This window comes from Rhodococcus sp. RS1C4 (assembly GCF_002258225.1).
Classification (GTDB): Bacteria; Actinomycetota; Actinomycetes; order Mycobacteriales; family Mycobacteriaceae; genus Rhodococcoides; species Rhodococcoides fascians_E.
The window spans coordinates 170704-197098 of the sequence record NZ_NOXZ01000031.1 but is presented as its reverse complement, the minus strand read 5'-3'; the positions used below and the strand labels follow the sequence as shown (position 1 = coordinate 197098).

Here is a 26395-nt window from a genome sequence, read left to right as displayed (position 1 = left end):
TCGAAATGGCCGAGGCCGTCATTATCGCCGCGTCAATCCTGGTGCTTGCAGCAGTGCTCGCGTACCGGGGCCGGCGCCGCGACGAGTTGCGAGACCTGGTCGGGGAGAAGGTCGTCGTGCAGCTCGAAGATGCGACGATCGTCGGCACTCTCGCCGGCACCGGCCGCTCGTATCTCGTGATCCGCAAGGCGACGGCCGGCGTCGACGCACCGAAGGCCGTCGACGGGCATCTCCGCATCGCTCGCTCGTCGGTTCGGTACGTGCAGGCGGTGGGTGACTGATGGCGGTATTCCAGACCCTCGGCGCCCTCGGCTCGCATTTCGAGCGGGAGTACGGCGCCGGCGGAGTCGAGGTGATGGATCCCGGGTTCCCCCTCGACGATCTCGCCGGCGAGATGAACCCCGGCCGCGCGTTCAGGAATCAGCCGAGTGTCCGCAAGGTGACGACGTTCATCGCCCGCAACATCTCGACGATCCCGATGCACCTGTTCGAGCGGATCGACGACAACGACCGCAAGCGCATCACAGACGGCAAGCTCGCAGCGATGCTGAGCCGGCCGGCAGCCGGGATGACGCCGATCCGGTTCTGGCGGGCGGTCATCATGGATCAACTCCTCTACGACCGCTATTGCGTCACCTGCCACGAGGACCCCGACACCGGCGAGCTCGTGCTTACCCGGCTACCCGCTCGCCGGGTCCGGTTCAAGGCCGACGAGTTCGGCAACATTCACACCGTCCGCTACACGTCGAAGGCTGGCGAGCGGACGGAGTTCGATCCGGCGGACTGCATGTTCGACGTCGGCTACTCACCGCGCGGCGACAACGGGCTCTCGCCGATCGAGACGCTCCGCGAGATCCTCGCCGAGTCATCGGAGGCCGTCGAATATCGACGGTCGGTGTGGAAGAACGCAGCGCGGATCCCGCAGGTGATCGAGCGGCCGGCCGAGGCGAAGTGGACCGACGAGAGCTACAAACGCTTCAAGTCGCAGTGGGAGTCGTTCAAGAAGGGCGGCGGCGCCGAGGGTGGAACACCGGTCCTCGAAGACGGCATGACCGTCAAGGAGGTCACGTCGTTCCGCCCCAAGGACACCCTCGACTTGGAAGGCCGCAAGCTCACCGACGCCGAGACAGCCTCCGCCTACTTCATCGCCCCGGAGCTCGTCGGCGCCCGGGAGGGCACGTACTCGAACGTCGAGTCGTTCCGGCAAATGCTGTACCGCGACTCGCTCGGTCCGTGGATCTTCGCGTGGGAGCAGTCGATCAACGCGCACATCGTCCCGCGGTTCAACGACGGTAAGCCGCTGTACGTCGAAGCCAACATCGAGGCCAAGCTCAAGGGCTCGTTCGAGGAGCAAGCCCGCATCATGCAGTCCTCGATCGGCGGTCCGTGGCTCACCCGCAACGAGGGCCGCGCGCGAATGAATCTGCCGGCCATCGAGGGCGGCGATGAACTGATCACCCCGCTCAACGTTCTCGTCGGTGGGCAAGCCTCGCCGCAAGATTCGGCACCACCGACGACCGAGGAGGTCTGATGTACGTCAAGGAATTCCAGACCAAGGTGAAAGCCGCCGGCAGCGCAGACGGGCTGAAGGACGGCCAGGTCCTCGCCGTCGTGTCGGTGTTCGGCAACGTCGACAGCTACGGCGACGTCGTCATGCCCGGAGCGTTCGACGAGGACCTCAAAGCGTGGAAGGAATCGGGCGATCCGATCCCGGCGATCTGGTCGCATGATTGGCGAGACCCGTTCTCCCACATCGGGACGGTGCTCGAAGCATCCGAGACCGAGAAGGGACTCGAGACGCTCTACCAGATCGACCTCGAGAACAACCCCAAAGCGGAGCAGGTGTACCGGCTCCTGAAGGGGCGGCGCGTCACGCAGTCATCCTTCGCGTACGACATTCTCGACGCTGGGTGGGTTGAGCGGGAGGACAAGGAAACCGGCAAGAAGTACGAGGTTTTCGAGCTCCGAAAGCTCCACCTGTTCGAGGTCGGGCCGACGCTGGTCGGTGCGAACCAGGAGACCGAGCTGATTGAGGTCAAATCCGCCGAGCTCGCGCGGCATTTCAAAACCGGCCGCGTCTTGTCGCAAACCAATTTCGACAGCCTGCAGAAGGCCTACGACTCGATCGGTGCAGTACTCGCGTCGGCGACGCCCGACGACAAATCTTCCGGCAGTACGCCGGATAGCAAGAACGCCCGCAAGACCGGCCACGCCGCCGACGACCCGGCCAGCGACAGCGGAGCTGATCCCTCCGCCAAGTCGTCCGCCCAGGAGTCGTCGAACGGAACCGCCCAGGCGCTCGCACGGCTATCACTCTCCGACTGACCACACGAAAGGGTCTTACTCGCAATGAATCTCAGGGCACTACTCAAGCAGGCGCTCGCACGTAAGTCCGAACTCCAGAAGATCGGCGGCGAACGCGAATTCACCGACGAGGAGCTGAAGGAGGCCGGCGAGCTCGCCGACAACATCAAGGAGCTCCGCGAGAAAATCGCGAAGCAGGACGAGATCGCCGCCAAGCTCAAGGGCATCTCGGACGACGCCGCGGACGCTGACTCGGACGACGACGATTCCGACGACAGCGGTGACGACGATGACGACGACCAGTCGACCGCTGACGCGGTGAAGAGCGGCCGCCGTATCGCAGTCCGTGACCGCAAGTCCTACGGTGAGCGGTTCACCAAGTCCGACCAGTTCAGGGCATTCAAGAAGGCGCACCCGTCGGGCGTCGGCAACGGCACGCCGATCGACACCGGCCGCATCAAGGTCGGCAGCATGGCTGAGTACTTCGCTGGCCGCAAGGCGACGCTCAACGTCGACCTGGCGCGGATCCAGCCCGTGCGCATGCCGATGGTCGATCTCGTCGACCGGAACCGGTTGACGCTGCTCGACCTGATCGCCCGCGGAACGACCGGCGGCAACTTCGAGTACGTCCAGGTCCAGTCCGTCACCCGCAACGCCGCGATCGTCGCAGAGGGTGGACTGAAGCCGCTGTCGGACTTCCAGACCTCGATCGAGGACGCGAAGGTCTACACCTACGCAGACGGCTACGACGTCACTAACCAGCTCCTGTCCGACGGTCCGGCGTTCGCGTCGTACATGGACTCCGAGCTCGAGTACTCGATCGACAACGTGATCGAGGAACTGCTGCTCAACGGAACCGGTGTCAACGGCGTCCCCCGCGGACTGCTCAACACCACCGGCGTCCAGGAGGTCGACTACGCCGCCGGCGACGTCGCCGGCGGAGAGATCTCGCCGGCCGCCGCGATGGCGTTCGTGAAGGCCGCACGCCGCGGAATCACCCGCGTCACCCGCCGCGGTGTCGGCGGCAAGGTCGACGCCGTCCTGATCTCCCCGGAGATGGAAGAGGCGATCGACCTCCTGCAGGACGCCAACGAGCGGTTCTACGGGCAGGGCCCGTTCGGCGCCGGCCCCGGCACCCTCTGGGGCCGCCCCCGCGTCACCTCGGATCGCCTCGAAATCGAGCAGGGCATCCTCGGCGATTTCAAGCAGATCGCGCTCCTCGACCGCGAGGGCCTCACGGTGCAGGCCTTCAACCAGCACAAGGACTACGCGCAGCGGAACATGGTCTACGTCCGTGCGGAACTCCGGGCGGCGCAGGCGATCTGGAAGCCGAACCGTCTCGTCGTCATCGGTGCGGAGGTCTGATCGAGATGGTTGCACGCAAGCCGAAGATGGTCGTCATCGACGGGATCCGGTACCGGTCCGACGAGGCCCCGAAGCCAAGTCGGGTCGTTCCCGTCGTCGCAGAGGTCGAGCAGGAAGACGCCACGACTGTGCTGTCGACGACCGGCACGATCCCCGTATCGACCGCATCGGAGCCCACCGAGACCGAGTCGGCCGGCACCCCGCCCGCAGCCGGCGACGTGACCGAGGCTGACGGCGACACCGAGGAGGAGGCGACCGCGGTGACCGAGAAGTCGACCGAGGCAACCGAACCGAAGAAGGCGGCACCGGCGAAAAAGACCGCGCCGGCCGCACGGAACAAGGCCCGCCAGCCTGACGAGACCGGCGGCGCGGGCGCGTCGCAGGGAGTGGAGACGAAGTAATGACAGGAGCAGAGCCCACCGTGCTGGGGCCGATCGTCACCGTCGAAGAGTTCGAAGCGTTCACGGACGCTGACGACTTCACGCAGTACCGACTCGACCAGGCAATCGGCGCGATCCGCGACTACTGCGGATGGCACATCGCCCCATCGTTCCGGCAGACGCTCGTCGTCGACGGCAACGGCCGGCGGACTCTGCTCCTGCCGTCTCTGCACGTCACCGACGTGCACCTCGTGTCCGAGTCCGGGACGATCCTCCGAATCGACGACCCGACAGAGACCGAAGTCGGCGACGTCGAATGGTCACAAACCGGCGAGCTCGTGAGCGGCCGGCCATGGACCGAACGGAAACGCGCCGTCCTGGTCGACCTCACCCACGGGTTCCCCGAGATCCCCGACGTCGTCATCGGCGTCGTTCTCGACATGGTCGCGCAGAACCTCGCGACACAGCCGGACGAGCTACCCGAGAAGATCGGGCCGTTCGAATGGCAGGGTTCGCAGGGAGGTACCGCATTGTCGGGTGCCGCCCGGGCCGCCCTCGCGAAGTACGTGGTCGGTGGTCGCGCGTGAGAGAACTCGTCACGCGCGTCCGCCGCGGTGGAGGCCTCGACCGATTTCAGAACCCGCTACCGGCCGACACGTCCCGCGTCCCACTGCACCCACACGCCGTCGAACCTGGCGCCAACGACGAATACCGCGACCGAGGCCGCAACGGCGAGACCGTCAAGTTCACCCTGTATTTCGTCGGCGCCGTCAACGTCCAAGACGACGACCGGATCGAGATCCGCGGCGAGGAGTACTCGGTGCGGGTCCTCGACTGGCGGTCCCCGCGGACGCGCCGCCGAGGAATGGTCGTCCTCGCATCGAACGAGAGTGGGTGATCGCATGGCAACCCCTCGCGTCCAGCTCAACCGCGCAGTCGTCGGCGAGATCCTCAAGTGGCCGTCGGTCGCAGCGCTCGTCAACCAGACGGCGCGGAGCATCGCCGGCGCGATCGAGGACGTCGACGAGGACGACATAGAAGTGCAGGAGTACAGCACCGACCGCTCCGCAGCGAGTGTGTGGGTGCCGGCCGAAGCGCAGGCCCGCGACGGTGCACTCACACGCGCCGCCGCGCGGGTCGGGCTCGAGGTGCGCCAGCGATGACCGAAGAGCTCCGCACCCCAGGGCAACTGATCCGCCCGATCGTCGAGTTCTACGACGAGCACCAGCCGAAGTTCGGCGCCGGAGTCACCGTCGGGCACGGGCTACTCGACGGGTGGACGACGGCGCATCCGCCGCACGTCGGCGTGTTCGACGACTCCGGCCCGATGGACTGGCCGATCACCACACAGCCGCAGCTCCGCGTGACTGTGTGGGCGGCCGGGTACGACGAGGCACGGCGCATCGCCGGACTCTGCCTCGGCCTGGTCCTGACACAGCGCATCCCCGGAATCGCTCAGGTACTTCCCGGCGCATCACTGCTCGACGCCCGCGACTCCCGAACCGGTGGGCAGATGGTTTCGTTCACTGCCCGCACGCGAATCCGCACCGCGACGGTGTAATTCGCTCGATCCCCTGCCCGTCTCTCGGGTGGGTCGAACCCGCACATTCCCGATTCATCATCCCAACCCGAGAGGGGACTATTGCTGTGCGCAATCCCGACAACACCAAGATCTGGATCAACGCGTCCGTCCGTGTCGCGTTCGGTCTGACTCGACCCGACCTTCCGCTGACGATCGACGACGACTGGGACGAAACCGATTGGCCCGAGGTCGGCATCCTCGACGGCGAAGACGGTTTCGGTGAGGAACGCTCGTCCAACGAGACGAAGCATTACGGCTGGGGCATCGGCCTGATCCGCATCGGTACAAGTCAGTTCGAGCTCGCTCGGACGTTCTCGCCGTTGGAGAACAACGCCGTGACGAAGCAGATCATTTTCCCGGGCTCGACGGCGACGAAGGTCAAGATGCCCAAGCCCGTTCACGCGTGGCTTGCGTTCGAGACCGATTCGGATCTCGACGACAAGGAACGTCTCTTCACCACACGCCGGTCCCGTCTGTGGGTGCCGGCGAACAACCGCAACGAAACCGACATCACGAAGTGGGAAGTCAACGCGAACGTGTTCGCGGATGGCGCCGACGACGTGTTCGATCGCCAGGCATTGGAGGCCGCGTAGATCATGGCTGTACGAATCGAATACACGGAGGCACGCGGTAAGCGTGAGGCCGGCGAGCAGATCGCCGTCGACGACAATTCCGCGAAGGTCCTCGTCGAAGACCTGAAGGTCGCGAAGTACCTCGACCGGGAGAATCCCGCCGACGAGGTCCCGGTCCCCGAGGAGCTGACGCCGGTCGCCGAGCAAGGCGTCACCGAGACTGTGACCGCGGATCCGCCGCCGATCCAGACCGTCGACGGCGAGGTGGTCGAACCGGCCGCTGACGTCGTCGAGGACAAGCCCGCCCGCAAGCCGAGGGGCGCATAGACGACAGGCGGCGCGGGGTTCCTGTGCGGGTTCACCGCGCCGCCTGTCTCCCTCTCAGAGCCCGCACACCGACAGAAACGAACCCGCATGCCAGCAATCCCACCCGAGTCCGAGCTACGCGCCGCAGCGTTGCGCCTGGGGCTCGCAACCGACGACGCCGGCAACTACCCGCCGAGCATCCGTAAGAAGCTCGCCGCGGCCGTCGTCGAAGCCGACAAGGAACTCGCCGCGACCGCGAAGGCGCAGCCGAACGGCACCACCGCCGAGCAGCTTCTCGCGTTCCACGACGAACTCACCGAGTCCCGCCTGTCCGAAGAGGACGTGCGCGCACTCACCCTCGCAGTCGCACCGGCGCTCGTCCGCCGGCAAGGCCTGCACACGAAAGGAACCCGCACACCATGACCACACGTAAGAGCACCGAAGTGATCGACGCCGACGAGTTCGAGGACGTCGACACTGAGATCACGAAGCCGACCGTCGCTCGTCGCCGCGCACCCGCGAAGAAGGCCGCCACCAAGCGTGCGCAGCCGCACAAGCCCGCCGGGGTGAAGCAGCCGCAGGACCGGAAGAAGTCCGCAGCGCAGCGTGAAGCTGAGGGTGTCGAGACGGTCACCGTCGAGTGGGAGGGCCTCGAATTCGAGATCATCGCCGACCCCGACGAGTGGGACTTCTGGACTGTCACGCAGCCCCTCGCCTCCGGTAACACGGCCGTCGGCCTGATCGGACTCCTCGGCGGACAGCAGGCAATGCGGCTACGGGCCGCGTTCCCTCGACTGACGAACCCCGAAGCCCGGGACCTGTTCGAGACGATCAACAAGGCCGTCATGGAGATGTCCACGGGAAACTGATCAACCTCCTCCGATTCCTCGAGGAACACGCGGATCTGGTGGAAGCGGACCTGTCCCGCTACCACCGGATCCGCTACTCGGATCGGTGGAGGTTCGACGAGGACGGCTACCGGCGGCTTACGGTCCGCGAAATCTGGGTCAGAATTCAGGAACTTCCGCCGACGTCCCGAATCGTCAAGCACTACAACGACGGCAAGCCCCGATGGACCGACAACGATTACATTCTGTCGCACATCTGGCAGGCCCTCACGCGGAAGAAATACCCGCTGACGCCGAAACCGCCGAAGCATCTGCAGGGCGTCGACCGCCGCGAAACCGCGGACCGCGCGCGGATCCGCGCGAAACGCATCAAAGCGAAACGCAAACGCGAGCTGGCGGGCCGGAAAGGCCGCGGCACAACTGAATAGAGATTGGTGGTGGTCCCGTGTCGGACGCGATCGGTTACGTACCCCTGCAGATCATCCCGTCGATGCAAGGTATCGGCGGGAACCTCACAGCAGGGTTCGCGCCGTTCGTGTCCGCCGGCCGCCAGGCAGGGCAGGACGCCGGCCGCGCCGCAGCATCCGGTGTGGCGTCGGCCCGCGCCGACGTCGAGAAGGCATCCGAGGCTCTCGCCCGAGCCCGCGACAAGGAAGCCGACGCCGCCGGCAAAGTCCGCGTGGCCGAGGAGAAGGTCAACGAGCTCCGCGAACGTGGCATCACCAGCGGATCGCAGTACACCGCTGCAGTCGAGCGTCTGGCGACCGCAAACCGTAACGCGCTCCGCACCACCGAGACCGCGACGCGCGCCCAGAACGATCATGCCGAGGCGACCCGCCGCGCACGCGACGCCACCGACGACGCCGAGGAAAGCCAGGGCAGGTTCCGCACTGGACTGTCCAACCTCGGTGGTTCGATCGACTCGAACGTCAAGAAGCTCGCCGGCATGGCTGTCGCCACCGCCGGCGTCGGTTCGGCGATGGAACTCGCTATGTCCGCGATGGACAACGCGAAGGTCAACGACAAGCTCGCAGCGTCTCTGGGCGCTACGCCTGAGATGGCCGCGCAGTACGGATCGATCGCCGGCCGGCTCTACAGCGACGCGTACGGCGAATCCATGGCCGACGTGTCCAGCTCCGTCGGCACGGTCGTGTCCGAGCTGCAGTACTTCGGTGTCGAAGGTGAAGCCGCGGTCGAATCGATCGCCGCGAAAGCTATGAACTTCGGGCAGGCCTTCGACTCCGATATCTCCGAATCGGTGTCGGCCGCGAGGAACCTGATCTACCAAGGTCTCGCACCCGACGCAGAATCCGCGTTCGACATGATGACCGCGGCATACCAGAAAGTCCCCGAGTCGATGCGGGGTGAACTGCCCGAGATCATCGCAGAGTACGGAACCAACTTCCGCGCACTGGGTTTCGAAGGTCAGGACGCTTTCAATCTTCTGATCGGGGCGAGCCTCGAAGGCAAGTTCGCGCTCGACAAGACCGGTGACGCGCTGAAGGAATTCACGATCCGCGGCTCCGACATGTCGAAGAACTCGATCGCCGCGTACGAGTCCGTCGGCCTGAACGCCGAGCTCATGTCTGCTCGAATCGCCGAAGGCGGCCCCGGCGCGCAAGCTGCACTGCAGGAGACGGCTCAGGCGATCCTCGGTATCGAGGACCCGGCGCAGCGCGCGAACACCGCGATCGCCTTGTTCGGTACCCCCATCGAAGATCTCTCGGTCGACCAGATCCCCGCGTTCCTGTCGACCCTCGGCGGCATCCCCGATTACATGGGAGACGTCTCAGGCGCGGCCGACAACATGGGAAACACGCTGAACGACAACGCGGCAACCTCACTGGAAACCGTCAAGCGTCAGCTCGAGTCCGGTTTCATTGGCGCACTGCAGAACTCGGCCGTATGGATCACCGAAAACCAGGGCCTCGCACAGGGCCTCGCGATCGGTGTTGGTGCACTCGGCGCGGCCTGGCTGGCCTACAAGGTCGTCATGGTCGGCGTGCAGGTCACATCGGCGGCGGCCGCAGGTGTGGCAGCGGCAGGTACCGCGGCCGCATGGGTTGGTTCTGCAGCGACCACAGCCGGCGCGTGGATCTCGCTCCGTGTAGAAGCCGCTGCACTGTGGGTGACGGCGCAGGCTCAGGCAGTCGGCGCCGCGATCGCGAGCTCCGCAGCGTGGGTTACCTCCACCGCGACGACCGCGGCCGCGTGGGTGTCCCTCCGCGTCGAAGCTGCTGTGCTGTGGCTGACAGCTCAGGCGCAAGCCGTGGGTGCGGCACTCGCATCCGCCGGCGCATGGGTCGCAGCGAACGCCCGGATCGCCGCATCGTTCCTCATCACCCGAGGCGCGATGGTCGCGGCGACCGTCGCCACCGGCGCGATGACCGCGGCGCAGTGGTTGTTCAACGCCGCACTCAACGCGAACCCGATCGGCCTGATCACCATCGCGATCGCGGCCCTCGTCGGTGGCCTGATCTGGTTCTTCACTCAGACCGAGATCGGACGCAACATCGTCACCGGCGCGTGGGAAGCGATCAAGACCGGGTGGGACTGGCTGTACGCCGCCCTGTCGACCGGGATCACCGCGGTCGGTGACGCCCTCGGCTGGCTCGGCGGCAAAGCCGGCGAGGTGAAGGACTGGATCGTCGGCAAGTGGAACGACATGGTCGGGTTCGTCACCAGCCTCCCGGGGAAGATCTCCTCGGCCGCGGCCGGCATGTGGGACGGAATACAGAACGCGTTCAAGGGCGCGATCAACTGGATCATCCGCGCGTGGAACTCCCTCGAATTCCGAATCCCAGGGTTCTCCGTGGGACCGGTCAAGTGGGACGGATTCACCCTCGGGCTGCCGGACCTGCCGTACTTCCGTGACGGCGGTCCGGTGTCCGGTCCGGGCACCTCGCGTAGCGACTCGATCCTTGCTCGGTTGTCGAACGGTGAGTTCGTCGTCCCGGCACGGGGTGTCAACGACGCGACCATGCCGCTCCTCGAAGCGATTCGAGGCGGGTGGGTGCCGTCGCCTGGATTCCTCCACGCGATGGTCGGCGGGTTCGGTGCACTCGCCACCCGAGGCGACTACGACGGAGCACTGTCGAAGGTCGGCATCGAAGAAGATCACCCGATCGTCTCCGGTGTGCTGGACCTCCGATCGCTCCTCGGATTCGCAGACGGCGGCCTCGTCACAGCCGACCAGCTGAACAAGTTCCCCCGCGAGAACGGTTTGGAAGGAGCGGTTTACGACTGGGGCGGTGTCAACTGGGGCGATTGCTCGGGCGCTATGTCGGCACTCGCGAACTTCGCAGTCGGACGGGATCCGTTCGGTTCGAGGTTCGCGACGGGCAACCAGGCCGAGGAGCTCGCCGCGCGCGGGTTCAAGCCTGGTCTGGGGCCGGCGGGTTCGTTCAACCTCGGTTGGTACAACGGCGGACCGTACGGCGGCCACACGGCCGGAACCCTGCCCGACGGAACGAACGTCGAGATGGGTGGCGCACGCGGTGACGGTCAGGTCGGTGGCATGGCTGCCGGCGCGGCCGACTCGATGTTCACCGATCACGCGCATCTGCCTCCCGAGTTCTTTCTCGGCGGTGACCCGAACGTGTCGGGTGGCGCCGGTGGTGGGTCGTTCGCAGGCATGCCGTCGGGTTCGGTCGGCAGCGGAGGCTCGCTGTCCGGTGGCGGCGGCGGTGGTGCGACGGGTATCGGCGGCACGTTCGGTGGCGGCACCGCCGGCGAGGTGAAGATCGCCGGCGGTGACGCGCAGCCGGTGTGGGTCACGAACTGGCCGGCATCAGGTGGTTCGTTCTCGGCTCCGGTGGATCCGATGGCCACCGACGGTGCGCAGATGAATTCGACGTCTATCGCCGACGTCGCTCCGCCCGACAGTGCTCCGCTCGGTGGCGGGTCCGTGGACGAGCAGTACCAGGGGCCGACAGGAGAGGACGTCGGGGCGATCGGGACGGACTTCGCGAAGGCGAACGTCGACCAGTTCCTCTCGGATCTCGGATTGTCGTCGAGCCCGGGCGGTTTGCTCGGCGGTCTCATCGCGGCCGTCGACGAGCTTCGACCCATCGTCGAAGAGCACGTGCACTACCACGTCGACAGTGCACGAGAAGCGGTGCGCGAGCACACATCAGCGCAGCGCGAGAAGGCGCTCGGCTACAACACCGGACGGAGGGGATAGCGCCCGTGTACATCGACAATCGGAAGAGCAAGACCGTCATCGAGTACGAAAGCCCGGACGGTCAATGGTTCACGCTCACGGGCCCCAACGCTGGGGACCGGGGCGTGATCCTCACCTCCGACATCGAGAATTTCTACGACGTCGGTATGGAGTCGATCTGGAATGAAACCGCATTCGGGCGCGGTGCTCGCTTCGGCGGGCACCGCGTACCGGCTCGGCGGATGAAATTCTCGGTCGATATTTCCGACTACAACGGTCTCGATTGGGAGACCAACGACTCGGAGTGGGGGAAGGCCTGGGCGATCGACCGGCCCGGGAAACTGTGGGTCACGAAACGCAGGTCTCGACGGTGGTTGACAGCTCAGCTCGAAAAGGAGCTGCTCACCAAGTTTCTCGACGACCCGGAGCAGACACAGGGCGAAGGCTGCATCGTCTCCACGATCTCCGGGGACCCGTACTGGTACTCGGATCCGTTGCGGTACAAATGGACTTCGCCGACGTCGACACTCGCTCTCGACGCCACAACGGAGACGGGATACAAGCAGAACACCGACCTGCTCCGCAGGGTCCGCAACAACTCGTGCATCGAGACGTGGCCCGTGTGGCAGATCATCGCCCCCGGCATTCCGACGGTCCCGGACTGGTCGTTCGGTGACAATCGCGAAAACCGTGCCGTCGAAGACGCGCACCGCAACGTCGAGCTCGCCGAGCTCGTCGCCGGCGAGCACCTCAGGATCGACACCGACCGGGCCGCGTGGGGCGGCATGTACAACACCGCCAGCAAGACGCCCTACTCGTACCGGATGAGGATGATCCAGTTCTGCTACCCGTTCCCGAAGGGCATGGGGCCGATCGACTTACCCGTCTCATTCAGCAAAGCACCGGCAGGCGTGTCGATCGAACTGATCGTGCCTCAGCCGTGGCCCCGGCCGTGGGGAGGGCAATCATGACAGCAGCAGTCGTCGACGACCTCGACTACGACCGGATCTTCGAAGAGATCACGGACAACCTCAAATCGGACCAAGAGCGTCGGCTACGGCCGGCGCTCGTTCGTTTATGGGACGGCGATTGGAACCTCCGCGGCATCTGCACCCAGGAGAACGCCGCCTCGTTCCAACTCATCGACAACGAAACCGGCATCGGGTCAATCGAACTGCCCGAGGGCTACTACCTGTCGGACTGGCTCGTCGACGTCGATGCCCGCGGCACGACGAACGTGTTCATTACCGTCGACAAGGACGGTCTCCGCTGGTCGGGGATGATGGAGGAGTTCGAGCTCGTCCACGACGAGATCGGCAAGTCGTTCGTGAAGGTCATCTTCAAGAATGACTACGAACACCTGAAACACATTCTGGCGTGGTCGAATCCGTGGCTGCCGGCCGAGGTGCAGTTCCCCCGCCTGTGGCTCGCGTTCGGTTCCGCGAAGTTCGTCTGCAAGACAACGCTCCTCGCGAACATCATGCGGCTCGAATCGTCGGCGTGGATGCTGCCGGACAATCCGCTCGACGCATCGCAGTGGTTCAACTTCAACCAATCGACATGGAGCATGGTCGTCAAACCGACCCTGCCCGGTGAGGTCGATCGGTCACTGCCGGCGCTGTGCCACTCCCGATTCAAGACAATCCACGAGGCGACCCGGAAGATCGTCGCCGACGCGCAGTTGTCGTGGGTCGCGCGCCGTTACCTCGAAGGTGACCCGCCGCCGTGGCCCGGAGCGAACCTCCGTCACGGCTGCCTGGTGTGGGATCTCGTCGACAAGTCCGGGTTCAACACCGGGACGTCGTTCCGCGGCAACATCTTCTCCGGCATTTTTTCCGAGATCCTGAAGATCGGCTCGGATGGTCTGACGGAGAACGTCGAGCAGATCCCCGATCCGAACGTCCCCGATTCGTACTTCGAGCCGAAGCACCGCGGCACGCACCCGTCGATGCCCGCTGTCGTGTTCTACGAGTCCGAGAAGACCGGCACGTTCCGAACGTCGTTCAAGCACAAGCCCGCAACCGATATCCAGTCGGTCGCAGGCGGGTCGTCGGCACCCGGCGTCAACGAGGCCATCAAAGCGGCAGTGACCATGATCGGCGATCTGACCGCGATGATCCCCGGTGTCCCTCCACTCGGAGGGGTCGCGGACGCATTGTTGGCTCCGCTGTACACCGACGTGTTCTTCGCGTTCGGGGCCTGGAAAAGCCCACAGCGCGCGCAACGGCTCGGGTGGTCGCACTACCACGAGAGGTTCGCGCAGGGCGCCGACAAGGCCTACACCCTGGCGTACGTCATCGCTCAGCGTGCGGCGATGTACGAATCCCGCGAGCAGACACGCTGCACCCTCACGATCACCGACGGCAGCCCGTGGCGTATCGGTGAACGCGGGTTCGGTGACTTCTCGATCGGCGACCGTGTCGGATTCACCATCCGAGGCCCGAAATCGCTGTACGGCCGCATCTTCGTCGAGCAGGTATCCGAGCTCACCCTCGCGTGGGATCGGAAGACGACGCCGGCATGGCAGATCAAGATCGGATCCCGCGAACCCGAGGATCCGATACTCCGCGCATTCCAAGACCTACAGGACTTCTTCGGGATCCTGCAGGACCTCGGTGTGCTCTAACCCGTCAATCACTCACGCACAGGAGAGATTACGCATGACACAGCCCCCCCTGCCGACACCGGAGAACATCGATCCGGACAACCCGCGGCAAGCACTGCAGCCGGTCCTGATCGATCTGCCGATGATGGGTCAATCGATCACCCCGCCGATCGACGGCCCCGAGGGCGGCACGATGGGCAACTGGTCGGAGACGCTGTACGAACGCGGCGTGCGGTGGCATCCGGAACTGGCGACGAAGAAGTTCCGGCCACCGCCCCGCGGCCCGCAGCACCTGATGAACTACACCGCCGGGTGGGTCGACAAGGACGAGCCGGATCCGGAGCCGACGGAGCTAGTCGACATGTCGCAGTTCTCGGCGTACGAAAACCAATTCCACGCCGAGCAGCTCTACAACATGGGCATCAGTCACGACCCTGGCTCGGCACCGAAACTCGCTGAGCCGGCCGTGCGGAACGGGCCGGCGTTCAACCCGAAAGAGCACAACGTCAACTACGTCCTCGGCTACCTCCACAACGCGGACGAGACCGAGATCCGGCGAGTGCTCGCCCTTGAGATGACGTCGAAGAAACCGAGGACGTCGATCCTCAGGAAGTACCCCGGGAGGTAGCAAAATGACAACAGGTGCACCCGGAGTCCCGGTACCCGGCGGCTCGTACACCGTCCGCCCTGGTCAACGATGGGGCCAGGACGAAACCCCCGACGGCGTTCGACAGAAGACACGAAATCCACCGCTCAACGGGTACGGCAGGGCTCAAGACAATCTTCGGGGAGAAGGTGGCCTGCTTGGCCAAATCGTCGGTGCAATTACAGGTGGCCGATTCTTCAACCTCGGCGGACTGTCCACGATGATGGGCGGATTGACGGGCGCTGTCGAAAACGTCGTCAACGAAGAAATCCCGCGATTAGATAATCGCATCGATCAATTCTCGGAGGGAGGATCCTCTGCTGTCCGCGCTGCTTTTTTCCAGGACGGAACCTGGACAAAGCCGGAAGGATATTCAAGACATATCGTGAAAATCATTGGCGCCGCGTCAGGTGGCGGGAGAAGCAATGGCGTGTTTGATACGGACCCTGCTGTTCGTGCCGGAGGAAGCGGTGAGGGAGCAGGCGGTTACGCAGGTGGATGCAATGAGTTCGAATTCTTCGACGCGGATTTGCCTGCCACCGTCAATTGCGTTGTCGGAATGGGTGGTTTAGGTGCCACCTCCGACAACCAAGCTGGCGCTGGCGGAGGACTGAGCAGCTTCGGCCCGTTCGGATCTGCAGGTGGTGCGCTTCCTAATGCGTTTGGCTACGGAGCGAAAACTCGTCAATTGCGCGGCGGAACAGGCGGGTTCGTGACTGCTGGACAAGACTATGCCGCGCGTCCTGGAACCGGACACGATTACGCCAACGGTGGCGCCGCTGGAATGCCGAACAATTCCGGCAATCCAGGTGGTCCAGGTAATCGTCCAAACCCAGAGACCCTCGCCGAGTACGGCACAGGTGGCGGCGGTGGAGCACGCAAGGGCGGAACAGGCAACGGAGGAAACGGAGGAAACGGCGCAAATCCCGGAGGTCCGGGTGGCGGCGGCGGGGCGTTCAACACCTTCGGATTCGCCGGACAGGGCGGAAATGGTGCTCACGGAGCAATATTCATCACGAGCTACAAGTAAGGGTAGCAATGAAAACTGCGTACTTGCTCTCAAGGGCGCTTCCGAATTGGCAACGAACAACAGACCTTTATCGTCTGGACCCGCCCCTGTACGGAAACGAATTCGTTGCCGTCTGCGTGTCCACCGAGCCGCACTGTGCAGACGACACAAACGTCTTCGCGGCCACCGAGACCGGCGGCGCACTGCCAAACCCCGTTACCGGCCGCTGGTGGATTCTCGCCCACTACCCGGATGACACCCCGCACGACGAAGCGCTAGCCGAGCTCGGCTACCAGGTCGTCGAACCCACCCCCGCACAGGAGGACTGATGCGCACAATCTCACGGACGCAGGTCGACGCGACCCGCGCCTACATCTGGTCGAAGAACGGCCTGCCCTACGCCTACGGTGGCAGCGGCAACCCCGGCGGTGACTGCTCCTGGTTCGCGTTCGCTGTCGCAGCGCACGTGCAGGGCATGAAAGCCAACCGACGCTACGGGTCCACCGAGAACTGCAACCGCCCCGGCCGGTACGGCGCCACCGCAACCGGAGACGCAGCGCAGCTCGGACTCATCCACGTCGCGAAGGCCTCCGACGTCCCCGCGAACGCACTCGTGAAACTCGGATTCATGCACGGCGGAGGCGGCTACAACTCTCACGTCGCCGGCACCTTCGACGGCCTCAACTTCGAGTCCCGCGGCATGTACCGCAACGTTTCCGGGCACGTCGTCGCCGGCACTGCCCGAGCGTGGAACGACCCACTGTTCCACGACTTCTGGTATCTGCCGGCCGTCGTCGGCGCCGGCAACCCCGACGACTTCCCGCTGCCCGCTGGCTGGTGGTACGGGCCGAAGGAAGGGCCCGAACAGTCCGTGTCCGGCGAGGCCGGCGAACCCGAATACCAGATCGCCGGGATCCGCCATATGCAGGCGAAGCTCGGGATACCGCAGACCGGCCGCTGGCGTGACGCCCAGCCCGCAATTTCGGCGCTGCAGCGCACCGACCCGACGCTCACGCCGGACGGCACCGTCGGACCGAAGACGTGGGCGCTGATCATGCGCCTCGGAACACCCACCACACCAGGAGGAAACGCACCGATGACACCAGCAGAAGCCGCCGCACTGCAGTGGGGCGCACCGCACAAGGTCCGCCAGATCAACGACCGCGACCACGCCGAGGTGAAGGACGGCAACGACGCATGGGGTCGGGCGATGCTCGCCGACGTGTGGAACGAGGTGAAGTGGGACGGCTACAAGTCTCACGTCGAGGGCGACGACCGCGTGGCGTCGCTCGTGTTCTGGGTCCTCGAGACCCACGCCGAAGCCGTCAAGACACGCGAGCTCGTCGAGTCACTGCAGTCCCGGTTCGCATCCGGCGACACCCGGCAGCAGCCCGCCGAATCCGTCTGACCCCAGCATCCACAACCCGGCACAACTCAAGAGAGAGAAGCGAACAATGCCTGATTCCGAAACCACGGTCACCGTCCACGCCGAAGTCGGATCGATCTCGATCGACACCCGCGCGTTCTGGCTCGACCTCCTCGACCGCGGCGTCAAGACGTTCCTGCAGAACGTCCTCGTGTTCCTCGGCGCCGGCGCGACCCTCGTGTCCGTCGCGTGGCCGACGGCCCTGTCCGCAGCCGGCCTCGCGACCCTCGTGTCCGTGCTGCTCGCGTTCGTCGCGTCAACACAGCTCACGTCCGGCAACTTCCTCATCGACCTCGGCGACCGCGTTGCCCGTACCTTCGCCGGATCGTTGGTCGCCGCGATTCCTGCCACCGGCGGCTTCGCCGACGTCGCCTGGAAAGACGCGCTCACAATCGCCGCTACCGCAGCGGTCATCTCGGCTCTGACCTCACTCGCATCGTTCAACCTCGGCGCCACCAAAGGACTCCCGTCGACAGCACCCGTCGCACTGCCGGTAGTGGTTGACGTCGAACCTGAGACTGTCACCGACACCGAGTACAACGCGGGCACCCTCGGCGAGCCCGGCGGCCCGGTCCCGTACGACGACAGCGGCCGCCACTCCGCGGACAACTGATGCTCGGCACCCGACTGGCGGCGGGAACGGCCGGAATCATGGGGATCTGCGTCGGCGCGCTCTACCTCGGGCCGTCGCAGCTCGTCCGCCGCCCACTCCCGCCCGACCAGATCAACCTCGTCGTCTACGTCGAGCAAGCCGGCCCCTGGTGGGTGCTCCTGTTCGCACTCACCGGGCTCTGGCTCATCGTCTGCGCAGTCCGCAAAACCGGGTTCGTCATCGCGCACGGACTGTCCGTAATCGTGTGGATCTTTTACGGCGGCGCGATCTTCGCCGGCGCCTGGTTCTCCGAACCACCGACACCGATCCTCGCAGCCACCATCGCGGTGTTCGTCGGACTAATGAACGCTGCACTGGCCTTCGGTGCAGCAGAGAGGGGATATAGGTGATTGCGCTTTTCGCGTCGTCGGTGGTTATCGCCGCGGAGCCCGTACTGACAGCCGAGAACGTCGGCGTCGCCTCGGCGCTCATCACGGCGGTATTCGCCGGCGTCGCGACAATCATCGGAGCTCGCAGCCGTAACAAGCTCGACGCCCTCGCCCAAGCGATCAAGGAACGCGACGAAGCCCGCGAGGAGCTCGCCGCAGAGAAGGAAGCCCGGAAGGTCGACCGCGCCGAAATGCGGGCCGATCACGACGTCGAGATCGACCGACTCCGCGGCCGGGTCCGCGAACTCGAAGCCGACGTCGACGACCGCAACCGGCGAATCAACAAACTCGACCGACTGGTGCTCGCCTTCCGCACCTACGTCGCCCGCCTCACCGGCCGCCTCGCCGACAACAACATCGCACTACCCGACAAGCCCGACGACCTGAGAGACGAGTAGGAGGTCCCACCCCATGACGACCGGACTCGGATTTCAACCACCACGCGGGCTGCCACTGCACCTGTCCGCGCAGCAGGACTTCATCCACGAGGAGGAACACCCGACGACGCAGTGGCCGGCGGGCACCTCGGCGCGCATCGTCTTCGCCAACGGCCCCGTCTGGTCCGCGACCGTCGCCGGCAGGTTCATCACCTGGCGCGTCGAATCGACCGGCACCACAGCGGTACTCGTACCCGACGGCACCGAGTACCGCGCCTACCTCACCCTCCCGCGTGAAGGCGGGCTCACCGACGACTGGCTGTGGTTCCTCGGCCAAGTCCGCCGCACCGACTGAAAAGGACGACACAGCAATGCCACTGACACCACAGACCCGAGAAGACATCGCGATCTACACCGGCACGATCGGCACCTGGATCTCGCTGCACACAGCCGACCCCGGCACCTCCGGCGCCAACGAAGCCACCGGCGGCGGATACGCCCGCAAGCAGACGACGTGGACGGGCGGCGCAGTCGACGGCACCCTCGCAGGATCCGCCGTCACCATTCCCGTCGCGGCCGGCACCTACGCGTGGGCCGGGATCTGGTCAGCTCAGACGGGCGGCCGATTCGTCGGATCGATCCCCATCGCGTCGACGCAGCTCGGCGCCACCGGCGAGATCGTCGTGACACCGACGGTCAACGCGACCGGGTAACGGCGATGATCGCCACCCTGCCCGCGCCGACACGGAACGGTGGAGCACGGCTGCCGACGGTGTCACGTGGACGAAGCGGTCCACCGACACCGTCGCGGCGCGTCCTGTACGGCGACGTCCTGCCACCACTGCCAGCGCTGAGGTTCCAAGTCGCAGCGGACTTCGCCGTCGTCGTCCGGCAAGAGGTCGAGCTCCGGGTCGTCGCCCGCGTCGCAGCAGTCCTGACTGTCGACGTCGACGCCTCGGCGACGGCACGCGCGGATGGCGGCACGAAGGACGTCGACGCAGACCTCACCGTCACCGTCACCGTCTCGGCGACAGTCCGCGTCCGGTACCGGCGCACAGCGGCCGTGAACGTCGCAGTCGACCCCTCAGCGCGCGCAGTGGCACTCGCACGCGCAGACCTCGCACTCGCTGTCACAGCGGCCGCTACGCAGTACACACAAGCCAACGTGGCGGCCGCGCTGAACATCGTCTCGACAGTGACAGCCGAGATCGTCGCAATCGGCGGATCGATCCCCGTCGACGCCGTCCTCAACCTGACCGTCACACCGTCTGCCACAGCGCTCGCACGGATCTACCGCGCCGCCGCCGCGACCGTGACCGTCGACGCGACAGCGGAACGACTCATCCGCATGCGCGCCGCAGCGGTCCAGGACGTGGCGATCGCGGCCACAGCGACTGTCCGGGTGCCGGTCAAGGCCGATCTCAACATCACAGTCACACCGACAGCTACAGCGCGTCTCGCGTTCGACAACAGCGGCATGACGAAGAACGGAACCCAGCTCGTTGCGTCCACGTCTTCGTCGGCGATGGCGTACACGCTCCTGACGCCGTGGTCGATTCGCGCCGGGTTCGGCACGACGCTGATCGAGGACAACGGCATACGCGTCCCCGCCGGAGTGACGGTGAACATCACGTACCGGGTTCCGTTCGACGCCCAGCCCGGGCCGTCGAACTGGACGTACTCACGGTTGACGAACGACGGCGTCGAGATCCCCGGATCCGTCGTCTACAACACCGGCTACAGCACCGCGGGGGCGATCACCCTCACAGGTCTCGTCGGCACTGGCGGCATAGTTCGCGTCGAGGCCCTCGGCAACGGAACCGCTTCGCGCCGCACGGTCACGGCTGATGCGTTCCTCGAGATCATCCGAGCATGACGAAAGCGCCCCACCCTCAACCGAGGGTGGGGCGCTTTCGGCGCGTCTGCAGTTGGGTCTAGTCGCCGCGATAGATCTCCCGGCTCGGACGTCGCGCCTTCGCGAGCTCGAAGGACAACACTCCGCCCACAGCTCGCACTGACTCGACGACAACACGGACAGCTTCACGTAGTCGGTTCATGTCCAGCACCGTACCTTTGCCTCATTTCGCGTCGTGGATCTTGCTCTTGGGGTTGCCACCTCCGGCCCGGAGGCCCCGCCCCCTATCTGGGGGCGAGGCGGGCGAACATTGCGGTGCAGAGTTCGCGTCCGGTGGTGGCGTGCTCCGTCTCGGCTGCTGTCCGGGCGTTCTTGGCGGCGGCGTCGAGGTCGGCTGCTGCTCGGTAGAGGAAGGTGGTGAGGCGGGCGGCGGTGCGGGGGGCGGTGGTGTTCATGTTGTCTCCTTGTTTCTGTTTCCCTGACAACAAGAACATTACCGTGTAATACGGATAAGTGCAACACCTATCAACAACTGGCAGAACGTGATTCGCACGGCGCCAACGAATAGGTATATATCCGTCCGGAACTGGGTTACGATCACGCCCATGACCAAGCGCTACCTATCCAAACGGCAGTTCGCCGAACGCATCGGAGCCGCCGACCACACACTCAGCGGATACAAACTCCCATCACCCAACGTCACCATCGGACCCGTCAACGACGACGGCACCCTGCCCCGAGGAACCGTGCAGGGCTGGACCGAGGAGCGCATCGACGAGTGGCACGCCAACCGCCCCGGCCGCGGCGCGCGAACAGACATCAAACGCTAGACACGACAAAGCCCCGACGGGACAAGGAAACTTGTCAGGGAAACCCAACCCGTCGGGGCTCGTCGAGCGTACAGGGCAACTAGCCGAAGTACGCGTTCGCGATGTTCCACGATGCAGCGCCGATGCCAGCGCCAGCGAGGCCGCCGATTACAGCACCTGGGATGGCGCCGACGACAGCGAACGGCAGGCCTGCGAGGCCGCCGAGCACTACACCAATCGCAGCACCTATCCCGGCGCGGGCTTCGAGGGTGTCGCCGGGGGGAAGAGCAACCGGGTTGACCTGGACACTGCTACCCGCGGCTGGTGCGGGCAAGGGCTCTGCGGCGGCGACGGACGCGCCACCGAACATCAGCATGACGGCGGCGATGACTGCTACTACGGCTTTCACTGAAGGGGTCACTTTCTTGGGTCGGACAGTAACGACCCAGTAAAGCAGACCGCCTTCCCGGATTGCCCTACTTCGCGTCGTCGATCTGCTGCTGTGTCGGCCAGCCCGCGCGCAGGCACGCTTGCTCGAACGTGCCCGTTCCCATCGGCCAGCCCTCGGCGTTCGTGTTCGCCGCCCGGGCCAGCACCTCACCGGCGTCCTTCAAGTCGGGGCGTGACTGTGCCGCCCACTCGTTCACCGTCCGCGCGAAATCGACACGCGAGCTCGTGTCGTCGGCGTTCACGTCATCGCGGCCGTTGATGTAGTCCTCACACGCGAGGAACTCCGCGTCGCTCATCCCGTTCGCCTTCGCGAGATCCTCGGCAACGCTCCGGTCCGAGCCCGAGGAGCATCCGGCGACGAGCGTGAGGGCCGCAAACCCGGCCGCGATAAATGTCCGTTTCATGCGCCGACCGTAACCGACGCGGAGTACTACGTTGGCACGTTCGCTTTGCGCGTCGCCGTCTGTCGTTTCTTCATGGCCGCCAGACCGGCGCCCAACCTGTCGACGTCGCCGGCGCCACGCCGTGCGCTGTGTGCGACGTACTGAGTCGTGGTCGCCAGGCTCGAATGTCCGAGCGCGTGCTGCACGTCTCGGACGTCGGCCCCGAGATCGCACAGTGCGGTCGCGAAGCGGTGACGGAGTGTGTGGAGCGTGTACGGCAAACCGACGCCTGCGAGGTGGCGAGACGAAACCTGGGAGACCCGATGCGGTCGGAGCACCTCGCCGTCACGCCCCCGGAACAGCCGACCACGCTGGTAGCTGATGAGTGCGAGCTCGGCGTACACCTCGGGTGCGATCCGCACAACCCGCTCGTAGCCGCCCTTGCCGTGGACCTTCAGGTAGGCGCCACCGTCGTCGGCCTCGCGTAGATCCCCGCGGTCGATTCTGCTGATCTCGCCGGCACGGAGTCCGCTGTAGCCTGCCAAAAGAAACCAGCAAAACAGTTGATGGTCGTGACGCGCAGTGGCTAGCGCAACCTCGAGATCCTTCTCAGGTATCGGCCGAGGAACACGTGGTTTGATCTTCGGCATCACGAGGTTGCGGGTCGGGTTGACCGTGATGTGGTCCATGTCCGACAGCCATTCGTACAGGGCCCTCACGTGAGACGTGTAGGTGGCGATGCTCGATGTGCACACGCGAAGACTCCTCTGCCAACGGTCCAGATCCTCGTACGTCGCGTCGACCATGGGCTTGCCGATGTAGTCGCTGACGCGGCCGAGGATGCGGCGTCTCTGATAGATGGTCTCTTCGCTTGCGCCTTGTCGGCGGAGGTGGGCGAGGTGTCCGGTGATCGCTGAATCGCTCATGTCTAAACCTTTACCTGAGGATTTTGACGTCACACCAGAATTATTTTCCATCGTTTCCACATCGTGTCCCGCGGTGGAAGGGGCGCCCTGAGCTGCGGTTTTTACCGAGTAGGCGTGTTGTTGGATCGTTATACCGGCGAGTATTGTGCAGACGAGAATTACCGTTACCGGAAGGAACACACATGAAGCGCTCCCTGTTCGAGGACGACCACGACGCGTTCCGCGAATCCGCCCGAGAATTCGTCACCCGCACGATCGCGCCCCGAGAAGAGAAGCTCATCGAGCAGCGCTTCATCGACCGTGACATCTGGCTCGAAGCCGGACGCAACGGCTTCCTCGGCCTCGAAGTACCGGAAGAGTACGGCGGCAGCGGCGCCGACGACTACCGATTCAACGCGGTCCTCGGCGAGGAACTCGCACGATCGAGCGCGGCGGTCGCGTCGTGCTTCGGGATCCACTACGACATCGTCGCGCCGTACCTCGTCAAGCTCACCACCGAGGAACAGAAGAAGCGCTGGCTCCCCGGGTTCTGCAGCGGTGAACTCCTCACCGCCATCGCGATGACGGAACCGTCCGGCGGATCGGACCTCGCCGCATTGAAGACCACCGCCGTCAAGGACGGCGACGACTTCATCATCAACGGCTCCAAGACGTTCATCACCAACGGCAACAGCGCCGACCTCGTCATCGTCGCTACCCGCACGACGCCCGAGAAGAAGGCCAAGGGCATCACGCTCTTCGCCGTCGAGAACGGCACCGAAGGGTTCTCTCGCGGCCGCAAACTCGACAAGGTCGGCCAGCCGGAATCCGACACCGCGGAACTCTTCTTCGAGAACGTCCGCGTGCCGTCGTCGAACATGATCGGCGAATTCGACGGTGGATTCATCCACATGATGCAGCTGCTGCCGCAGGAGCGCATCAGTTGCGCCGTGGCCAACCTCGGGCAGACACGGCCGATCCTGGAGGAAACCATCCAGTACGCCAAGGACCGCAAGGCATTCGGTCAGCCCATCGGATCACTGCAGTGGAACAAATTCCTGCTCGCCGAGCTGGTCACCAAACTCGATGTCGCACAGGCATTCGTGGACAACTGCATCGTCGCGCACGGCAAGGGCGAGCTCACCGCCATCGACGCGGCCAAGGCCAAGTGGTGGACGTCCCAGGTGCAGAACGAAATCCTGGACCACTGCGTGCAGCTGCACGGCGGCTACGGCTTCATGAACGAGTACCGCGCCGCCCGGGCATGGAAGGACGCCCGCGTCAGCAAGATCTGGGCCGGGTCGAACGAAATCATGAAAGAGCTCATCGGCCGCGATCTCGGGCTCTGACCTGTGTGAGTCGAAATGCTTGTGTGAGTGGAAATGTAGGCCCTGGGGCAGGAGCGGAGCCTGCGGAGCGACCCGATGGGACTGTCATTTCCACTCACATAGGCTTGAACGCAGGCCTGGCGTAGAACGAGACCGCCACCATGCCGAGCAGCAGCACGATGGCCGGCAGAATCAACGACTGCGCCATGGCCGTGGAGAACCCGTCACGGAGCATTTCCGGTACACGACCGCTGAACTCGTTGGCACCGGCCGCGTCGGAACCCGGAATTTCCACAGCCAACCGAGACTGGATGAGGGCGCCGATACCCGCACTGCCCAGGACCGATCCGATCATTCTCGTCGTGTTGTAGACACCGGCGCCTGCGCCTGCCTGGGACAGCGGGAGATTACGAGTCGCCGTGGCCGCCAACGGCGACCAGATCAACGCGTTCGCCACACCCATCAGCGCAATGGGAATCAGAAGCTTCCAGATTGCCGTGGTCGGCGTCATGAGTACGGCCAATGCGAGCAGCGATATCGCCAGCAACAACAAACCGGTGCCCGCGATGTAGCGGGGATGGGTTCGGTCCACGAGCTTTCCGACGTTCGGCGCCAGAGCCCCCGTCAGCACGGCCATCGGAACGAACAGGATGGCAGAGCGCGTCGGGCTCAGTCCGGTCACACTCTGCGCATAGAACATGAACGGCAACATCATTCCGGCCGTCGCGAAACCCATTGCGGCGATACCGATGTTGGACAGCGAGAAATTACGATCCTTGAACAGCGCTAGTGGAACCAGCGGCTCGTTGCGGTTCTTGGCCTGCCAGTACACGAACACCGCGAAGACCACTGTCCCGGCGGCGATCAACGACCAGACGCGGCCGTCCCAGTCGAACCGCTGCCCCTCCTGGATCCCGAACACGATGGCGAACAACGCCACCGCGCTGAGCACCACACCGAGGATGTCGAACTTGTGCTCGTTGGTCGGCAACACCGGAACGAACCTCAGCGCCAACACGATGGCGACGACCCCCACCGGCACGTTGATGAAGAAAATCCACTCCCACCCGAGCGAATCGACGAGCACGCCGCCGAGAATCGGCCCGACGAGCGTCGCGACCCCGGCCACCGCACCCCAGGCGCCCATCGCCGTCCCGCGCTTGTCCGCAGGGAAGATTCGCGTGATGACCGCCATGGTCTGCGGGGTGATCATCGCTGCGCCCACACCCTGCACCGCACGAGCCGCGATCAACATCTCGATCGAACCCGACAGACCACACCACACCGACGCCAGGGTGAACACCACAAGGCCCGCGATGTAGAGATTCCGAGGTCCGAACCGATCCCCGAGCCGACCGGTCACCAAAAGCGGTACGGCATAAGCCAACAGGTACGCACTGGTCACCCAGATGACATTGTTGATATCGGTCTGCAAACCGTCGAGAATCGCCGGCTGCGCCACCGCGACAATCGTCGTGTCGACGAGAATCATGAAAAAGCCGAGACACAGCGCCCACAGCGCAGGCCACGGCTTGATCTCGACCGGCGCACTCTGCGTCGTCATCGTCTGTCCCCCGTCGGTTCATCGCCTGAGGTGACCGAACGTGACGTTCGGTCACTTGGAGTGACCGAACGGTTCATTCGGTCCCCGATGACAATGCCACCACAGCGAAGTCGGCACGCAAAGAGGCCGGGCACTCGGAGCGAACTCCGTGTGCCCGGCCTCTTCGGGTACCTGAACTGAAGACAGCGTCAAGCCGTCAGCAATTTCGGGTGGCGATCCTTGAGGGGATCAGATAGCGCGAACGCCCGTTGCCTGAGGACCCTTCTGGCCCTGTCCAACCTCGAACTCCACGCGCTGACCCTCGTCGAGCGTCTTGAAGCCAGATCCCTGGATCTCCGAGTAGTGAACGAACACGTCAGGTCCGCCACCATCCTGCTCGATGAAGCCGAAGCCCTTTTCGCCGTTGAACCACTTAACACTGCCCTGCGTCATACCGTAAACCTTCTGTAAGCGAGCTAGCCCTTCACGTCGAAGCACT

The 26395-nt window shown here is 64.9% G+C and carries 36 protein-coding genes; 29 read left to right on the top strand and 7 right to left on the bottom strand.

All coding sequences use genetic code 11. The features are described from left to right. Positions 1 to 5 precede the first annotated feature (5 nt). From CH289_RS16050 to CH289_RS15920, 27 genes are all read left to right on the top strand, one after another. On the top strand, positions 6 to 281 hold the full coding sequence (locus CH289_RS16050; protein ID WP_037106175.1) for a hypothetical protein: 276 nt from the start codon (positions 6 to 8) through the stop codon (positions 279 to 281). Further along, the gene (locus tag CH289_RS16045) at positions 281 to 1531 is read left to right on the top strand and encodes a phage portal protein (protein ID WP_094728145.1); all 1251 of its coding nucleotides are present in this window, start codon (positions 281 to 283) and stop codon (positions 1529 to 1531) included. Before CH289_RS16050 ends, CH289_RS16045 begins: the two co-directional genes overlap by 1 nt. After that, positions 1531 to 2325, top strand: coding sequence for an HK97 family phage prohead protease (locus CH289_RS16040; protein ID WP_052060056.1), 795 nt, complete (start codon positions 1531 to 1533; stop codon positions 2323 to 2325). The genes CH289_RS16045 and CH289_RS16040 overlap by 1 nt, the downstream gene beginning before the upstream one ends. A 24-nt stretch (positions 2326 to 2349) precedes the next feature. Further along, complete coding sequence (locus tag CH289_RS16035) at positions 2350 to 3669, top strand: phage major capsid protein (RefSeq protein ID WP_037106172.1); 1320 nt, start codon at positions 2350 to 2352, stop codon at positions 3667 to 3669. Between the two features lie 5 nt (positions 3670 to 3674). After that, a complete protein-coding gene (locus tag CH289_RS16030) occupies positions 3675 to 4070 on the top strand; it encodes a hypothetical protein (protein WP_037182574.1) in 396 nt (131 codons plus the stop codon). Continuing rightward, positions 4070 to 4636 carry a hypothetical protein gene (locus tag CH289_RS16025; RefSeq protein ID WP_094728144.1) on the top strand — a complete coding sequence of 189 codons (567 nt, stop codon included), beginning with the start codon at positions 4070 to 4072 and terminating at the stop codon, positions 4634 to 4636. The genes CH289_RS16030 and CH289_RS16025 overlap by 1 nt, the downstream gene beginning before the upstream one ends. Further along, positions 4633 to 4947: a hypothetical protein gene (locus CH289_RS16020; RefSeq protein WP_037106161.1), complete on the top strand. Its 315-nt coding sequence runs from the start codon at positions 4633 to 4635 to the stop codon at positions 4945 to 4947. The genes CH289_RS16025 and CH289_RS16020 overlap by 4 nt, the downstream gene beginning before the upstream one ends. A gap of 4 nt (positions 4948 to 4951) precedes the next feature. Continuing rightward, complete coding sequence (locus CH289_RS16015) at positions 4952 to 5212, top strand: hypothetical protein (RefSeq protein ID WP_037106400.1); 261 nt, start codon at positions 4952 to 4954, stop codon at positions 5210 to 5212. After that, the gene (locus CH289_RS16010) at positions 5209 to 5610 is read left to right on the top strand and encodes a hypothetical protein (RefSeq protein ID WP_052059149.1); all 402 of its coding nucleotides are present in this window, start codon (positions 5209 to 5211) and stop codon (positions 5608 to 5610) included. The genes CH289_RS16015 and CH289_RS16010 overlap by 4 nt, the downstream gene beginning before the upstream one ends. Before the next feature lie 86 nt (positions 5611 to 5696). Continuing rightward, a complete protein-coding gene (locus CH289_RS16005) occupies positions 5697 to 6224 on the top strand; it encodes a hypothetical protein (RefSeq protein WP_052059148.1) in 528 nt (175 codons plus the stop codon). A 3-nt stretch (positions 6225 to 6227) separates the two neighbouring features. Continuing rightward, a complete protein-coding gene (locus CH289_RS16000; RefSeq protein WP_037106158.1) occupies positions 6228 to 6530 on the top strand; it encodes a hypothetical protein in 303 nt (100 codons plus the stop codon). Between the two features lie 87 nt (positions 6531 to 6617). Next, positions 6618 to 6932, top strand: a complete 315-nt coding sequence (locus tag CH289_RS15995) for a hypothetical protein (RefSeq protein ID WP_037106156.1) — start codon at positions 6618 to 6620, stop codon at positions 6930 to 6932. Continuing rightward, positions 6929 to 7378, top strand: coding sequence for a hypothetical protein (locus CH289_RS15990; protein ID WP_094728143.1), 450 nt, complete (start codon positions 6929 to 6931; stop codon positions 7376 to 7378). The genes CH289_RS15995 and CH289_RS15990 overlap by 4 nt, the downstream gene beginning before the upstream one ends. A gap of 38 nt (positions 7379 to 7416) precedes the next feature. Continuing rightward, positions 7417 to 7785, top strand: a complete 369-nt coding sequence (locus CH289_RS15985; protein ID WP_094728142.1) for a hypothetical protein — start codon at positions 7417 to 7419, stop codon at positions 7783 to 7785. 17 nt (positions 7786 to 7802) lie between these two features. Continuing rightward, positions 7803 to 11540, top strand: a complete 3738-nt coding sequence (locus tag CH289_RS15980; protein ID WP_094728141.1) for a phage tail tape measure protein — start codon at positions 7803 to 7805, stop codon at positions 11538 to 11540. Positions 11541 to 11545: 5 nt separating this feature from the next. Next, the gene (locus tag CH289_RS15975) at positions 11546 to 12490 is read left to right on the top strand and encodes a hypothetical protein (protein WP_094728140.1); all 945 of its coding nucleotides are present in this window, start codon (positions 11546 to 11548) and stop codon (positions 12488 to 12490) included. Continuing rightward, the gene (locus CH289_RS15970) at positions 12487 to 14145 is read left to right on the top strand and encodes a Gp37-like protein (RefSeq protein WP_094728183.1); all 1659 of its coding nucleotides are present in this window, start codon (positions 12487 to 12489) and stop codon (positions 14143 to 14145) included. The genes CH289_RS15975 and CH289_RS15970 overlap by 4 nt, the downstream gene beginning before the upstream one ends. 34 nt (positions 14146 to 14179) lie before the next feature. After that, on the top strand, positions 14180 to 14752 hold the full coding sequence (locus CH289_RS15965) for a phage gene 29 protein family protein (protein WP_094728139.1): 573 nt from the start codon (positions 14180 to 14182) through the stop codon (positions 14750 to 14752). Between the two features lie 4 nt (positions 14753 to 14756). Next, the gene (locus tag CH289_RS28020) at positions 14757 to 15800 is read left to right on the top strand and encodes a hypothetical protein (RefSeq protein ID WP_143545086.1); all 1044 of its coding nucleotides are present in this window, start codon (positions 14757 to 14759) and stop codon (positions 15798 to 15800) included. 8 nt (positions 15801 to 15808) lie between these two features. After that, positions 15809 to 16108 (top strand): DUF7572 family protein, encoded by a 300-nt coding sequence (locus tag CH289_RS29030; protein WP_462052402.1) that lies wholly within the window; start codon positions 15809 to 15811, stop codon positions 16106 to 16108. Then, positions 16108 to 17187, top strand: coding sequence for a hypothetical protein (locus CH289_RS15950; RefSeq protein ID WP_094728136.1), 1080 nt, complete (start codon positions 16108 to 16110; stop codon positions 17185 to 17187). The genes CH289_RS29030 and CH289_RS15950 overlap by 1 nt, the downstream gene beginning before the upstream one ends. A 46-nt stretch (positions 17188 to 17233) precedes the next feature. Further along, positions 17234 to 17818, top strand: coding sequence for a holin (locus CH289_RS15945; RefSeq protein ID WP_094728135.1), 585 nt, complete (start codon positions 17234 to 17236; stop codon positions 17816 to 17818). After that, entirely contained in the window at positions 17818 to 18207 is a 390-nt protein-coding gene (locus CH289_RS15940; protein ID WP_037106129.1) for a hypothetical protein, read from the top strand. The genes CH289_RS15945 and CH289_RS15940 overlap by 1 nt, the downstream gene beginning before the upstream one ends. Then, on the top strand, positions 18204 to 18644 hold the full coding sequence (locus CH289_RS15935; protein WP_094728134.1) for a hypothetical protein: 441 nt from the start codon (positions 18204 to 18206) through the stop codon (positions 18642 to 18644). Before CH289_RS15940 ends, CH289_RS15935 begins: the two co-directional genes overlap by 4 nt. Positions 18645 to 18657: 13 nt before the next feature. Further along, positions 18658 to 18978: an LtfC-like domain-containing protein gene (locus tag CH289_RS15930; RefSeq protein ID WP_037106124.1), complete on the top strand. Its 321-nt coding sequence runs from the start codon at positions 18658 to 18660 to the stop codon at positions 18976 to 18978. Between the two features lie 16 nt (positions 18979 to 18994). Further along, positions 18995 to 19336 (top strand): phage tail fiber protein, encoded by a 342-nt coding sequence (locus CH289_RS15925; protein WP_052059145.1) that lies wholly within the window; start codon positions 18995 to 18997, stop codon positions 19334 to 19336. Between the two features lie 5 nt (positions 19337 to 19341). Then, positions 19342 to 20499 carry a hypothetical protein gene (locus CH289_RS15920; protein ID WP_094728133.1) on the top strand — a complete coding sequence of 386 codons (1158 nt, stop codon included), beginning with the start codon at positions 19342 to 19344 and terminating at the stop codon, positions 20497 to 20499. Positions 20500 to 20557: 58 nt separating this feature from the next. On the opposite strand, the gene CH289_RS28750 is transcribed toward CH289_RS15920, so the two are convergent. Together CH289_RS28750 and CH289_RS28315 are read right to left on the bottom strand one after the other, a co-directional pair. Then, positions 20558 to 20680, bottom strand: a complete 123-nt coding sequence (locus CH289_RS28750) for a hypothetical protein (protein WP_255032885.1) — start codon at positions 20678 to 20680, stop codon at positions 20558 to 20560. An 82-nt stretch (positions 20681 to 20762) separates the two neighbouring features. Next, the gene (locus CH289_RS28315; protein ID WP_170945272.1) at positions 20763 to 20933 is read right to left on the bottom strand and encodes a hypothetical protein; all 171 of its coding nucleotides are present in this window, start codon (positions 20931 to 20933) and stop codon (positions 20763 to 20765) included. Between the two features lie 150 nt (positions 20934 to 21083). On the opposite strand from CH289_RS28315, the gene CH289_RS15910 reads away from it, so the two are divergent. Further along, entirely contained in the window at positions 21084 to 21308 is a 225-nt protein-coding gene (locus tag CH289_RS15910) for a hypothetical protein (RefSeq protein ID WP_037106115.1), read from the top strand. A 79-nt stretch (positions 21309 to 21387) separates the two neighbouring features. Here CH289_RS15910 and CH289_RS15905 read toward each other — a convergent pair whose 3' ends face one another. The 3 genes from CH289_RS15905 to CH289_RS15895 are packed head-to-tail and all read right to left on the bottom strand — an operon-like array spanning position 21388 to position 23046. Next, entirely contained in the window at positions 21388 to 21708 is a 321-nt protein-coding gene (locus tag CH289_RS15905) for a hypothetical protein (protein WP_141216838.1), read from the bottom strand. Between the two features lie 55 nt (positions 21709 to 21763). After that, positions 21764 to 22141, bottom strand: coding sequence for a hypothetical protein (locus CH289_RS15900; protein WP_037106109.1), 378 nt, complete (start codon positions 22139 to 22141; stop codon positions 21764 to 21766). 26 nt (positions 22142 to 22167) lie between these two features. Next, on the bottom strand, positions 22168 to 23046 hold the full coding sequence (locus CH289_RS15895; protein WP_179276816.1) for a tyrosine-type recombinase/integrase: 879 nt from the start codon (positions 23044 to 23046) through the stop codon (positions 22168 to 22170). Positions 23047 to 23228: 182 nt separating this feature from the next. Here CH289_RS15895 and CH289_RS15890 point away from each other — a divergent pair, with 182 nt between their 5' ends. Continuing rightward, on the top strand, positions 23229 to 24374 hold the full coding sequence (locus CH289_RS15890) for an acyl-CoA dehydrogenase family protein (RefSeq protein WP_019665338.1): 1146 nt from the start codon (positions 23229 to 23231) through the stop codon (positions 24372 to 24374). A 94-nt stretch (positions 24375 to 24468) separates the two neighbouring features. Here CH289_RS15890 and CH289_RS15885 read toward each other — a convergent pair whose 3' ends face one another. Beyond that, positions 24469 to 25917 carry an MFS transporter gene (locus CH289_RS15885; RefSeq protein ID WP_019665339.1) on the bottom strand — a complete coding sequence of 483 codons (1449 nt, stop codon included), beginning with the start codon at positions 25915 to 25917 and terminating at the stop codon, positions 24469 to 24471. A 228-nt stretch (positions 25918 to 26145) separates the two neighbouring features. Further along, positions 26146 to 26349: a cold-shock protein gene (locus tag CH289_RS15880; protein WP_019665340.1), complete on the bottom strand. Its 204-nt coding sequence runs from the start codon at positions 26347 to 26349 to the stop codon at positions 26146 to 26148. Positions 26350 to 26395: the final 46 nt, after the last annotated feature.